Raw genomic sequence first — 12664 nt, forward strand, 5'->3', positions numbered from 1 at the left:
GCTATACTCCCTGCCTTTAAAGTACAGAGAAGATAAAAATGGATACCATCGGGCGAGAAGCAAGGACGACGCGTGCGTAAAATCATCTTCCTGCTGCTGGTGCTTGTTGTGGCGTTGTTTCTGGTCTGGCTGCCTCCCGGAACCCTAAGCCTGGCGACGCTCCAGCACTCTCAGGCTCAGCTCACGCTCTGGCATGCCAAACATCCCGTTCTGGCAGCGAGCGCTTTCTTCATCAGCTATTTTCTTATTGCGGCATTTTCTATCCCCGGCGCAACGCTGCTCACGCTGATGGGCGGAGCGTTATTCGGCCTGGCGCTCGGTACGCTGCTCGTCGCAACGGCGGCAACCTGCGGTGCGACAGTCGCCATGCTGCTCAGCCGCTACCTGCTGCGCGACTGGGTACAGAGGCGCTTTTCGCGCATGATGGAGAGAGTGAATCAGGGGGTGGAACGCGACGGCGGGCATTATCTCTTTGCGCTGCGGCTGACGCCGGTTTTCCCTTTTGTACTGGTGAACTTATTAATGGGTCTGACGCCGATTAGCATCACGCGCTATGCCTTTATCAGCCTGCTGGGCATGCTCCCCGCCATCGTGGTGTATATCAATACCGGCAGGCAGCTTAGCCAGATTGAGAGCCTGCGGGATATTGTCTCTCCGGGCATGATGCTGATGTTCACCCTGCTCGGTCTGCTGCCGTTGGCTTCGCGCTGGCTGGTAAAGCGAACCGCTAAATAACGTACTGAGGACTTTATCTTGCAACTTTTTGCTCCCGGAATAAGAGCCTTACTCCTCGCCCTGACGCTGACCAGCTTCGGAGCTATGGCCGGGCAAGGCAGCTGGCAAAACCTCAGCCAGCAGGCAAATGGCCAGACGGTTTACTTCAATGCCTGGGGCGGTGACCCGGCCGTAAACGGCTATCTGGATTTGGTAAAAGCTGAAGTAAAAACCCACTACGGCGTGAACCTTAAAATCGTCAAGCTGGCGGACGCCGCAGATGCGGTGAGGCGCATTCAGAGCGAGGCCGCCGCCGGAAGAAAAAACGGTGGCTCGGTAGACCTGCTTTGGGTGAACGGCGAAAACTTTAGCGTGCTCAAGCAGGCGGGCTTGCTCAGCGAAAACTGGGCTGAAACTCTGCCCAACTGGCGCTATGTGGACAGCAAAAAACCGGTACGGGAAGATTTCTCCGTCGCGGTTGACGGCTCAGAAGCCCCCTGGGGCAGCGCCCAGCTAATGTTTATCGGCGACGAACAGCGCACGCCCGCTTTCCCGCAAACTCCCCTGCAACTGCTGGCGTTTGCCAAAGCTAATCCGGGGAAAATCAGCTACCCGCGCCCGCCAGACTTCACCGGCACCGCGCTCCTGGAGCAGTTGCTGATTGTGCTGACCAAAACGCCCGATGCGCTGAAGGCCGCGCCCGATCCGGCGACTTTTGAGCAGGTTACCGCCCCGCTCTGGCACTATCTCGACCAGCTTCACCCTTACCTGTGGCGCGAAGGAAAAGGCTTCCCGCCAACCCCGGCCAGGATGGATCGCATGCTGGCCGACGGCGAGCTTCTGTTTTCCCTGACCTTCAACCCTGCCCACGCTGACAACCTGATCGGCCGCCGCCAGCTCCCGGCTTCTGCGCGCTCGTTTGGCTTTAACAACGGCATGCTGGGGAACGTGCATTTTGTTGCTATCCCGGCCAACAGCAGCGCCAAAGCGGGCGCTCAGGTAGTGGCTAATTTTCTGATGTCACCGGAAGCCCAAATCCGCAAGGCCGATCCCGCCGTTTGGGGGGACGCGAGCGTACTGGATAGCAGCAGCCTGCCCGCCGCCCAAAAAGCACAGCTGGAAAAACTGGCTCCGCGCAGCCAGCGCCCGGTGCCGTTCCTCGCTGAACCTCATGCAGCCTGGGTGACGGCGATTGAGCAGGCCTGGCTCCGCCGTTACGGTTCCCGATGAAAAAGGGCTTTGCCTGCGCGGCATGGCTGGCGGCTGGCATCGTATTTATGCCGCTGTTGCCCGGGTTCGTTTTAATGGCGAAACCGCTGCTGGCGGGCGAAATATGGCTGGCTTTATGGCGCGACTCCCAGTGGCCCGAGGCGCTGGAGACAACGCTTGTCTCAACTTTAATTAGCGTTTCCGGGGCGCTGCTGCTGGCGCTAATTATTCTGTGCGGCATCTATCCGGGAGAGCGCTGGCAACGCTATCTTCGCCGCCTCCCGCCGCTGCTGGCCTTTCCCCACGTGGCTTTTGCCAGCGGCTTTTACTTTTTGTTTGCGGATGGCGGCTGGCTGCCCAGGGCGCTCGGCCTCTCCCTGCCAGCGGATAATTACGGCGTGGGCCTGGGGCTGATGCTGGCGTTGAAAGAGGCCTGGTTTCTGCTGTGGTTTGCGGGCGCTCAGCTCGGAGCGCAGCGGATAAGCCAGCAGCTAACCGTCGCCCGCTCCCTCGGCTACGGCGAGCTGCAATCGCGCCTGCGGGTGCTGGTGCCGCAGCTGTTACCCCGGCTTGGCTGGGCGCTGGTGGCAATTACGGCTTATAGCCTTTCGGTTGTCGACGTCGCGCTGATACTCGGCCCCGATAATCCGCCGACCTTCGCCGTGCTGGCCTGGCAATGGCTGACCGACAGCGATACCCAACGGCAGGCAATGGGCCTGGCGGCATCCTGCGTTTTACTGCTGTTGCTGGGCGGTTTTATTTTTGGCGGGCGCTTACTGTGGAGCCTGGTCAGGCAAACCGGCGCGCATTTCTCCGGGCGGCGTAGCGATTTCAGTCTCAATTGTTTCGCCCGTATCCTGGCACGAACCTTATCGCTCATCGGGCTGTGTGCCGCCGCTATTTTAGCCGTATGGTCCTGCGCGGAAGGATGGTTTTACCCGGCGCTGTTCCCCGAAGCCTTTTCCCTGGGCGGCTGGCAGCAGGCCGCGCTTTCGCCGCTCATTACCAGCCTTTTTGCCGGGCTGGTCAGCGCCCTGCTTGCGGTCATTATCGTGCTGCTGTGGCTGGAAGGCGGCGAGCGGCACCATGATTTTTGGCTGCTGCTTCCTTTGCTGCTTCCCGCGCTCCCTCTGGCCGCAGGGCAATATCAGCTGCTGCTCAGGCTGAGGCTGGAAGGCAGCCCGGGCGCGCTTATCTGGAGCCATCTTCTCTGGGTCGTGCCCTATACTTTGATTATTCTCCGCCCCGCCTGGCAGGGCATAGACGCTCGTTCAGTGCTTACGGCGAGAACTTTTGGCTGGTCACGCGGCAAAATATTGTGCCTGATAAAAATCCCCCTGCTGATTCGCCCCCTGCTGGCGGCTCTGGCGGTAGGCTTCTCGGTAAGCATCGCACAATATCTCCCCACGCTGTATGCGGGCGCGGGGCGCTTTACCACGACGACTACCGAGGCCGTAGCACTCAGCAGCGGCGGCGATCCGCAGCAATTTGCTATCCAGGCGCTGCTGCAAACCCTGCTTCCGCTGCTGGTATTTATCGCTACGGCCCAGCTAAGCCGCCTGGCCGGTTTCTATCGAAAAGGATTACGCTAATGCTCAGCGTGCTAGATTGCTCCATTTTTAAAGACGGTTTTCCGCTGCTCGGGAGCATCAGTTTTACGGTCGCCGCAGGCGAAGTCGTCACCCTTATGGGGCCGTCCGGCTCGGGGAAATCAACATTTTTAAACTGGATGGTCGGGGATTTACACCCGCCCTTTAGCGCCAGTGGAGCACTACTACTTAACCAGCGCAGGATAGAGACGCTCCCGGTTGAGCACCGCCGCACGGGAATATTGTTTCAGGATGCGCTGCTGTTTCCCCATCTTAACGTCGAGCAAAACTTAATGATGGCGCTTCCGGCGGCCGCAAAGGGGCGTTTGCACCGGCAAAGCCTGGTGGCTAAGGCGCTGGAGAGTGCCGGCCTGGAAAACTATCAACGCAGAGATCCGGCTACGCTTTCCGGCGGCGAACGTTCACGAATAAGCCTGCTGCGCACGTTACTGGCCGAGCCACAAGCGCTGCTGCTGGATGAGCCATTTTCCCGGCTGGACTTGCCGCTACGCCAGTCATTCCGGCAATTTGTCTGGCAGGAAGCCGAACGTCTGGGGCTGCCGGTGGTGCTGGTCACCCACGATCCTCAGGATATCCCAGCGGGCAGCCAGGTTATCCGGCTTTAAGGAACCGAACATGAGATATCGCAAAGAAGCCAGAAACGGGGGTGAATAGAATGGCGTCTCTTTTGCTATCCTTCAGGTTATTAGATGAAACGTGTTTCTCAGTTAACCACCGCCCTGCTGCTTGCCGGGCTGTCACAATGTTCCTTCGCCGCCGCTATGCCTTCCAGCCTTAACTTCGCCAGCGTAAAAGCTGAAAACGGCACCCTTATCGATACGCGCCCGAGCGCGTTTTACAACGGCTGGCCTCAGTCGCTTAACGGCACGGGCGGGCATGAACCGGCCGCGCTCAATCTTTCAGCCAGCTGGCTTACGCTGATGAACGATGAGCAGCTCGGGCAGTGGGTGAAACAGCATCAGCTGGATAAAACCGGCCTCATTGCACTTTACGGCGATAACGCTCAGGCGGTAAAAAACCGCCTCGAAAAACTGGGTTTCAGCCACGTTGCGATGCTCGCAGATGGCCTGAAAGAGCCTTCCCGCCTGCAAAAATTGGCACATTTTGAACAGCTGGTTTACCCCCAGTGGCTCCATGATTTACAGAATAAAAAGCCGGTTACTGCCGCTCCTGCTGGCGACTGGAAGGTTATAGAAGCGGGCTGGGGCAAGCCGAAGAAATACCTGCTCAGCCATATTCCGGGCGCGGACTATATCAATACCGAAGAGGTGGAAAGCGAGCCGCTGTGGAACAAAGTTTCTGACCAGAAACTCAAAGAGATGCTGGCAAAACACGGCATCCGCCACGACACAACGGTGATTTTGTACGGGCGCGATGTCTACGCCGCGGCGCGCGTAGCGGTGATCATGCTTTACGCCGGGGTGAAAGATGTTCGCCTGCTGGACGGCGGCTGGACGACCTGGAGCGCGGCTGATTTACCGGTTGAACGCGGGCTGCCTGAGAAGGTCGAACCGGCACCTGATTTCGGGGCCGCCATCCCCGGCCAGCCGCAGCTGGTGCTGGACATGGAACAGGCCCGAGCCCTGCTACACCGCAAAGATGCCTCGCTGGTCAGCATTCGTTCCTGGCCTGAGTTTATCGGCACCACCAGCGGCTACAGCTACATCAAACCAAAAGGTGAAATCGCCGGCGCACGCTGGGGCCACGCGGGTTCGGACTCCACGCATATGGAAGATTTCCACAACCCGGACGGCACAATGCGCACCGGGAGCGACATAGCGGCGATGTGGAAAGAGTGGAATATCACGCCGGAGCAACAGGTTTCCTTCTACTGCGGCACCGGCTGGCGCGCCTCGGAAACGCTGATGTATGCCCGGGCAATGGGCTGGAAGAACGTCAGCCTGTACGACGGCGGCTGGTATGAATGGAGCGCCGATCCTAAAAACCCGGTGGTTAGCGGGGAACGTAAGCCAGAGTAACCTTCACTCTACCCTCTATCAGAGGGAAATCTGTCAGCCCGCAGTTGTTCCGTTCACCCGCACAGCAGATTATCTCTGTCACTGCCGCGAACGGTGAACGTATCAGGGGAAATTACGCCTTTCCCCCTGACAACCCCCAGCGCCGGGAACAAGACCGTGGCTTTTAGATTTAACGCGACGTGGGGTTTGAATGTGGCTGAGAGACGGAAGCGTGGCCGTTGTTCCGGCTTAAATCGCCTCCGTGTTCTCTCCGACTGACCAGGGTCCGAACGCCGGGAGCGGGCGGAGGCTGTGAGCGTCGGGAACGCATCTCAGCCGACCCAGGGCTGGGAGATAAAACGGAGGTTTACCGCTTGCGGCGATTTATCTCGCCGGGAGTCCGGGGTCTCGGGGGAGTGACGGTGACTCCCCTGAGACGTTCACCGGTTCGGTGGCCACATATGAAGCTGTGCTGGAAGTGACCGGAATCATCTTCGGATTTACATAAACGGCAGCTCAACCCCGCCTGAAATGGGTCAAAGCCAGGGGCGCTGAAAGCCGGGGACAAGGGCATCTCTGTGGATCCCCCCTTATAAAGAGGGGCCTCCCATCCGCTTCAACGTCCGATAGCCACTCCAGATGCGGTTCAGCGTCGTCAGCCAGCATAGCGCGCCAAATACCCACGCCAGTAAGGTAAACCAGCCGGGGAACAGACAGCTCAGCACAAACAGCAGAATGGTTTCGCTGCCTTCGGTCAACCCGCCAAGATAGTAAAATGATTTATGGGCGTAACCGGGGTTGGCGATGTTGTGTTTTTGCGCCAGCGCGGCAAAGGCGAGGAAGCTGCTGCCGGTGCCGATGAACGCAAACAGCAGCCATGCACCCGCCAGCGCATTTTGCGCCGGATCTGCGAGGATAAAACCAAACGGCACCAGGGCGTAAAACAGAAAATCCAGTGCGATGTCCAGGAAGCCCCCCGCGTCGGTCAGCCCTCTTCGCCTGGCGAGCGCGCCGTCCAGGCCATCAAACAGGCGGTTAACCAGAATCGCGGCCAGCGCCGCGCCGTACCAGTGCAGCGCCAGGAACGGCAACGCCAGCAGGCCGATAACGAAACCCGCCAGCGTAACGGCATCTGGCGTAATCGCAGGCTTATCGAGAACGCCCGCCATACGATTTAATACAGGCTTGATTCGGGGATGCAGGTAGCTGTCGAACATCTATTTTTTCCCGTTCGTTGGGCATAAACCCTGAGAGGGAATATCCAGCGCGGCATTGAAGCGGGCAGAGAGATTCTGGAAGGCAATCAGCGCGGTTAGCTCGGTGAGCGCCTGCTCGTTGAAATGCTTTTTGAGCGTCTCTTTCAGCTCGTCTCCTACTGCCGGAGGCGTGGCCGTTACCGCTTCAGCATAGGCCAGCGCGGCGCGTTCCTGCTCGCTAAAGCAAGTTTCTTCCCGCCAGTTCGCCACCGCCAGCACTTTGTCCAGCGAGCCGCTACGCTCGGCAAGTCTCAGGCTATTGGCATCAATACAGAATTCGCAACTGCACTGCTGTGACACCCGGGTCATCACCAGTGAACGGGTGACAGGGTCGAGTTTTGCCCGCCGCCGCTCAAGAAAACCAACAAACAGCGCCACCAGCCAGAATAAATACGGCAGCCTTCCCCACCAGCGGGTTGGGTTCAGCGGTGCGCCAAAATGTTTTTCCTGCATAGCCACAATCGGGCGCAGGCTTTTTGGCAAAACTTTCAGAGGCGCAATCCAGGCCGCGCGTTTGCTTTCCATCATCCTTCAGCTCTTCAGATAACCTTTGATGGCGGGTATTATGCCACGCCAGCCCCACGGAGAATGGACACTGATGCTAAAAAACCTTGATGTTGTCGCGGCTATTATCGAGCGCGAGGGAAAAATTCTGCTGGCTCGCCGCCCTGAAGATGGCGATCAGCCGGGACTTTGGGAGTTTCCGGGCGGCAAAGTGGAAGCGGATGAAACCCAGCCTGAGGCGCTGGCGCGTGAACTGCTGGAGGAGCTGGGCATTGCGGCAAACATTGGCGATTATGTTGCCAGCCACCGGCGCGAGGTTTCGGGCAGGATAATTCATCTGCACGCCTGGCATGTAGCGGCTTTTCAGGGCGAGTTAACCGCCCACTGCCACAGCGCCCTGGTCTGGTGCGAGCCGCCGGAAGCGCTGAACTATGCCCTCGCCCCGGCGGATATTCCCCTGCTGAAAGCGTTTATGGCTTCACGCGGTGCCAGACCAGCGGATTAGTCCCCAGCACTTTTTCATCGCGCTGGCACTGGAGCAGAATACCTTCGGTTTTCACCACCGCCCCTTCGGTATAGCTTTTGTTTTCGTAAATACAGCACTGGTTGCAGGGCGCGGCCTGCTGTTGGTTGCTGCTGGTAAACACTTCCGGGGGCACCACCACGTCAACGTCAGGCTGACGGTGCTGAACCGCCATCACCGGCAGACTCATCATTAGCGCCACGGCGGCGGCGAGCAGGCTTTTTACTGGCATCATCATTTCCTTCTTTTTTGGCCCAACGTTTCGATTTTTTTCCATCATCCGGGGCTTTGATGCCCTTAAAAGCATGGCGCACCGGCGTGGTACGCGCCTGGTGGATAAGCTCGTACAACGTCTGCACCAGCGGCTGCATAAAGTCCTGATAGCGGCACTGCTTCTCGCTGATTTGCGTCAGCGTTGACTCCCAGTGCGCCGTCATATCCGGCCTTGCGGCTAATTCAGGCAGCGAATGGATAAGCGCTCTGCCTGGCTCCGTAGAATGAATATAGCGCCCTTTTTTCACCAGGAAAGCGCGCTTAAACAACAGTTCGATTATCCCGGCTCGGGTCGCTTCTGTACCCAGGCCGTCCGTCGCTCGCAGGATCTTTTTAAGATCTTTGTCCTGCACGAACCGCGCGATCCCGGTCATCGCCGAGAGCAGCGTGGCGTCGGTAAAGTGCCGGGGCGGCTGAGTTTGCCGCTCGACCACTTCGCCGTGCTCGCACAGCAATTCGTCGCCCTTTGCCACCACCGGCAGCGGCGTACCGTCGTTTTCCTCATCGCGCTCTTTGTTACCCAGCAGCGCACGCCAGCCCGCTTCCGCCAGGAAACGCGCTTTGGCAATAAACTTGCCCCCGGCGATATCCAGGTCGATGGTGCATTTGCGGAACACCGCGTCGGGGCAGAACTGCATTAAGTACTGACGGGCGATCAGACCATAAACTTTAGCTTCATTTTCATTTAGCGAGATTGAACTGCTGCGCGCGGTCGGAATAATGGCGTGGTGGGCATCGACTTTTTTGTCGTCCCAGCAGCGATTGCGCAGGTCTGCATCTACCGCAGGCTGCGGCAGCAAATCGGGCTGATGCACGCTGATGGCGTTTAATACCGCGTGGCGGCCGGCGAAATGCTCTTCGGGCAGATAGCGGCTGTCGGAACGCGGATAGGTAATTAACTTGTGGGTTTCGTAGAGCTTCTGGCAGATATCGAGCACGTTTTGCGCGCTGAGGCCAAACCGCTTCGCCGCCTCAATTTGCAGGCTGGAGAGCGAGAACGGCAGCGGCGCAATTTCTGATTCCCGTTTATCGTTATAGGCGGTAACCAGCGCCGGATGGCCGTTAATACGCGCCACAACATGCTCCGCCAGCTTGCGGTTAAGCAGACGGCCCTCTTCATCCTGATGCGGCTCGCACGATTCGCTCGGCTGCCAGGTGGCGACAAAGCGCTCGTCCGCAGGAGTGACGATATGGGCCTTCACTTCGAAATAATCTTTGGCGACGAAGTTCTCAATCTCTTCGTCGCGGCGCACCACAAGCCCGAGCACCGGCGTTTGCACCCGGCCAACGGAGAGCACGCCCTGGTAGCCCGCATTGCGGCCAAGAATGGTATAAGCGCGGGTCATATTGATGCCATACAGCCAGTCGGCTCGGGCTCGGGCAAGCGCCGAGACGCAGAGAGGAATGAATTCGCTGTTGGCACGCAGGCGGGAAATCGCCCGCTCCACCGCCGACGGGTTAAGGTCGTTAATCAGGCAGCGCTGCACCTGCTGGCGCTTTTCCGGGGACAGTTGTAAATAGTCCAGCACCTCGTCCACCAGCAGTTGCCCTTCCCTGTCCGGGTCACCCGCGTGAACCACTTCGGTCGCCTGAGCCAGCAGCTTTTTTATGGCATTAAGCTGTTTTGTCACCGAGGGGCGCGGCTGAAGCTGCCATTTTTCAGGCACGATGGGTAAATCTGCCAGGTTCCAGCGGGCGTAGCGCCCGTCGTATGCGTCCGGCTGCGCCTGCTCCAGCAGGTGGCCGATGCACCAGGTCACCACCTGGCCGTTGCCGCATTCGATAAACCCATCGCCGCGACGATGCGGCTTAGGCAGCACGTCTGCAATGGCACGCGCCAGGCTCGGTTTTTCCGCAATAAACAGCCGCATGAAATTAACGGATCTCAATCATTGGGCGGCCTGCACGGGCATCTTTAAGCTCCCCGATAGGGCTGAGTTTGATTCCGTTGCGCTCCGCGACGGCAAAAACATCGGCCTCTGCGTCAGGGCGCACCGCCAGCAGCAGGCCGCCGGAGGTTTGCGGGTCGCACAGCAGGTTGCGCCACGCTTCCGGCATGTCGCCAACCAGCTGGCCGTAGCTTGCAAAATTACGCGAAGTGCCGCCGGGCACGCAGCCCTGTTCGATGTAGCTTTCAACGCCCGGCAGTTTAGGCACGCACTCAAACCAGACATCCGCCTGGACGCCCGCGCCCTGGCACATCTCGCTCAGGTGGCCAAGCAGGCCAAACCCGGTGACATCGGTCATCGCGGTGACGCCCGCAATATCGGCAAACTCGGTGCCGACCTTGTTCAACTGGCACATGGTTTCCGCCGCCAGTCCCTGATGCTCAGGCAGCAATAATGATTTTTTCTCGGCTGTGGTCAGCACGCCAATACCAAGCGGTTTGGTGAGGAACAATTTGCAGCCTGCTTCGGCGGAGCTGTTTTTCTTTACTCGTTCGGTCGGCACCACGCCGGTGACCGCCAGGCCAAAAATAGGTTCAGGCGCGTCGATTGAGTGGCCGCCCGCCAGTGAAATCCCGGCCTGCTGGCAGACAAAGCGCCCGCCCTCAATGACCTCGCGGGCAATTTCCGGCGCCAGGGTATTGATCGGCCAGCCGAGGATAGCAATCGCCATGATAGGCTTACCGCCCATCGCGTAAATATCGCTGATGGCGTTGGTCGCCGCGATGCGGCCAAAGTCGAAAGGATCGTCAACAATCGGCATGAAGAAGTCGGTAGTGCTGATGATGCCGGTACCGTTGCCCAGGTCGTAAACCGCCGCGTCGTCACGGGTTTCATTGCCCACCAGCAGATTAGGATCGGCAAACTTCGCCTGCTCGCTGTGCAAAATTGTTTCTAAGACTTTCGGGGAAATTTTGCAGCCGCATCCTGCGCCGTGGCTGTACTGGGTCAAACGAACGATTTGCTTCATGAACATCTCCTTTCTTTGCCAAATTCTGTACCTGATATGGTAGCGCTCAAACGCCCCGGGAGTAAGTCTGTCTATCTTAATTCGCGTCCCGTTGCTCACTATGCAGGCAAACCAGCGGTTTTGTGAACCTGCGCCACATTTTGGCGACGCCCGCTTTTACTTAATTATGACGGAAATGTTACAACCGGGAGGCACTTCTCTGGACTGTTAACGCAAGTAAGGAATAAGAATGAAAAAACGCGTAATTGCTTTTTGTATTGCCGGTTTATTTTCCTCAGCCGCCTTTGCCCTTGCCGGGAACGACGCCACAACCAAACCTGACCTCTATTACCTGACAAACGCCCAAGCCATCGACAGCCTGGCGCTGTTACCTCCGCCGCCGGAAATCGGCAGCATCGCCTTTTTAAATGACCAGGCGATGTACGAGAAAGGCCGACTGCTGCGTTCCACCGAGCGCGGTAAGCTGGCGGAAGAAGATGCCAACCTCAGCGGCGGCGGCGTGGCTAACGCCTTCTCCGGCGCTTTTGGCTCACCGATTACCGAGAAAGATTCGCCTGAACTGCACAAGCTGCTGACCAATATGATTGAAGATGCCGGTGACCTGGCGACGCGCGGAGCCAAAGAGAAGTACATGCGCATTCGTCCGTTCGCCTTCTACGGCGTGCCGACCTGCAACACCAAAGAGCAGGATAAGCTGTCGAAAAACGGCTCCTACCCTTCAGGCCACACGTCCATCGGCTGGGCCACCGCGCTGGTGCTGGCGGAAGTTAACCCGCAGCGCCAGAACGACATCCTCAAGCGTGGGTTCGAACTCGGCCAGAGCCGCGTAATTTGCGGCTACCACTGGCAGAGCGACATCGACGCCGCGCGCGTGGTCGGCTCTGCGGTTGTGGCAACCCTGCACACTAACCCGGCCTTCCAGCAGCAATTGCAGAAAGCCAAAGACGAGTTCGCTAAGCACCAGAAACAGTAAGAGAGTCACCTGCCGGGCGTCGGAAACGGCCCGGCAGGGTTAACAAATGATGAGGTTCAGAAGCGGGAAACGAAGGCGGAAGTATCCGGCACGCTAATGGTAGTAGACGCTTTTAGCTGCGGGGTGCCGAGGTAAAGGAAGCCGACCACTTTGTCCTGCTCGCGGCCGCCAAAAGCCTCGCGGATCGTGTCGTTTTCGGTCCAGATGCCGCTCCGCCAGATGCCGTTAAAGCCCTGAGCTACCGCCGCCATCTGCATCGCCATTACCGCACAGCCCGCAGAAACCACCTGCTCCCAGACCGGCACTTTATGATTAGCATCGCAGTGGGCGACCACGGCGATAATTTGCGGCGCGCGGAACGGAGAGGTACGCGCTTTCTCTACGCCCTTCTCATCCATGCCTTCGGCAATCGCCGCTTTCTCTAAGAGCTGGCTGAAGCGCTCGCGCCCCTCGCCTTCAATCACGATAAACCGCCACGGTTGCAGCGTGCCGTGGTCCGGGGCGCGCATACCGGCCCGCAGGATATTATCCAGCACTTCTCCGGCAGGGGCAGGTTCTGCCAGGCGGGACGCGCTGCGGCGGTTAATCAAGAGTTCAAGTGCATCCATTTAAAAGCCCCTTAGTTGCATGAAATGGCTGGCAAAGTGCAAAGCTTGTCACCAGCCTGTTAAATGATTTTCATTCACAAAATTAACACAGCCGTAGTTTTTGTTACAGCGCAACCCCGA

General features: G+C 58.5%; 13 protein-coding genes. 7 read left to right on the top strand and 6 right to left on the bottom strand.

Features of this window, described 5'->3' with window-relative positions; genetic code table 11:
• Positions 1 to 72: 72 nt before the first annotated feature.
• The 5 genes from ACG1VR_RS13975 to ACG1VR_RS13995 all read left to right on the top strand — a co-directional run bounded on the left by ACG1VR_RS13975 (position 73) and on the right by ACG1VR_RS13995 (position 5512).
• Positions 73 to 735, top strand: a complete 663-nt coding sequence (locus ACG1VR_RS13975; protein ID WP_395489101.1) for a TVP38/TMEM64 family protein — start codon at positions 73 to 75, stop codon at positions 733 to 735.
• Between the two features lie 84 nt (positions 736 to 819).
• The gene (locus ACG1VR_RS13980) at positions 820 to 1944 is read left to right on the top strand and encodes an ABC transporter substrate-binding protein (protein WP_395491113.1); all 1125 of its coding nucleotides are present in this window, start codon (positions 820 to 822) and stop codon (positions 1942 to 1944) included.
• Positions 1941 to 3515, top strand: a complete 1575-nt coding sequence (locus tag ACG1VR_RS13985) for an ABC transporter permease (protein ID WP_395489102.1) — start codon at positions 1941 to 1943, stop codon at positions 3513 to 3515. Before ACG1VR_RS13980 ends, ACG1VR_RS13985 begins: the two co-directional genes overlap by 4 nt.
• On the top strand, positions 3515 to 4138 hold the full coding sequence (locus ACG1VR_RS13990; RefSeq protein WP_395489103.1) for an ATP-binding cassette domain-containing protein: 624 nt from the start codon (positions 3515 to 3517) through the stop codon (positions 4136 to 4138). The genes ACG1VR_RS13985 and ACG1VR_RS13990 overlap by 1 nt, the downstream gene beginning before the upstream one ends.
• 84 nt (positions 4139 to 4222) lie before the next feature.
• Entirely contained in the window at positions 4223 to 5512 is a 1290-nt protein-coding gene (locus tag ACG1VR_RS13995) for a sulfurtransferase (RefSeq protein ID WP_395489104.1), read from the top strand.
• A 569-nt stretch (positions 5513 to 6081) separates the two neighbouring features.
• On the opposite strand, the gene ACG1VR_RS14000 is transcribed toward ACG1VR_RS13995, so the two are convergent.
• Together ACG1VR_RS14000 and ACG1VR_RS14005 are read right to left on the bottom strand one after the other, a co-directional pair.
• A complete protein-coding gene (locus ACG1VR_RS14000) occupies positions 6082 to 6708 on the bottom strand; it encodes a CDP-alcohol phosphatidyltransferase family protein (protein WP_395489105.1) in 627 nt (208 codons plus the stop codon).
• Entirely contained in the window at positions 6709 to 7275 is a 567-nt protein-coding gene (locus ACG1VR_RS14005) for a carboxymuconolactone decarboxylase family protein (protein WP_016535972.1), read from the bottom strand. It lies immediately after the preceding gene.
• A 70-nt stretch (positions 7276 to 7345) separates the two neighbouring features.
• Between ACG1VR_RS14005 and ACG1VR_RS14010 the strand changes: the two genes are divergently transcribed.
• Positions 7346 to 7756 (top strand): pyrimidine (deoxy)nucleoside triphosphate diphosphatase, encoded by a 411-nt coding sequence (locus tag ACG1VR_RS14010; RefSeq protein ID WP_395489106.1) that lies wholly within the window; start codon positions 7346 to 7348, stop codon positions 7754 to 7756.
• On the opposite strand, the gene ACG1VR_RS14015 is transcribed toward ACG1VR_RS14010, so the two are convergent.
• Genes ACG1VR_RS14015 through selD form a run of 3 tightly spaced genes read right to left on the bottom strand, consistent with a single transcriptional unit; the run spans position 7722 to position 10963 of the window.
• On the bottom strand, positions 7722 to 7967 hold the full coding sequence (locus ACG1VR_RS14015; protein WP_227317665.1) for a DUF1496 domain-containing protein: 246 nt from the start codon (positions 7965 to 7967) through the stop codon (positions 7722 to 7724). The genes ACG1VR_RS14010 and ACG1VR_RS14015 overlap by 35 nt on opposite strands.
• On the bottom strand, positions 7924 to 9918 hold the full coding sequence (locus ACG1VR_RS14020; protein WP_016535970.1) for a DNA topoisomerase III: 1995 nt from the start codon (positions 9916 to 9918) through the stop codon (positions 7924 to 7926). Before ACG1VR_RS14020 ends, ACG1VR_RS14015 begins: the two co-directional genes overlap by 44 nt.
• 4 nt (positions 9919 to 9922) lie before the next feature.
• Complete coding sequence (selD, locus tag ACG1VR_RS14025) at positions 9923 to 10963, bottom strand: selenide, water dikinase SelD (RefSeq protein WP_395489107.1); 1041 nt, start codon at positions 10961 to 10963, stop codon at positions 9923 to 9925.
• A 229-nt stretch (positions 10964 to 11192) separates the two neighbouring features.
• Here selD and phoC point away from each other — a divergent pair, with 229 nt between their 5' ends.
• Complete coding sequence (gene phoC, locus ACG1VR_RS14030; RefSeq protein WP_016535968.1) at positions 11193 to 11936, top strand: acid phosphatase PhoC; 744 nt, start codon at positions 11193 to 11195, stop codon at positions 11934 to 11936.
• 56 nt (positions 11937 to 11992) lie between these two features.
• Here phoC and ACG1VR_RS14035 read toward each other — a convergent pair whose 3' ends face one another.
• Positions 11993 to 12544 (bottom strand): NAD(P)H nitroreductase, encoded by a 552-nt coding sequence (locus ACG1VR_RS14035; protein WP_395489108.1) that lies wholly within the window; start codon positions 12542 to 12544, stop codon positions 11993 to 11995.
• Positions 12545 to 12664: the final 120 nt, after the last annotated feature.

Origin of the sequence: Cedecea davisae (assembly GCF_044095835.1) — a bacterium.
Taxonomy (GTDB): Bacteria; Pseudomonadota; Gammaproteobacteria; order Enterobacterales; family Enterobacteriaceae; genus Cedecea; species Cedecea davisae.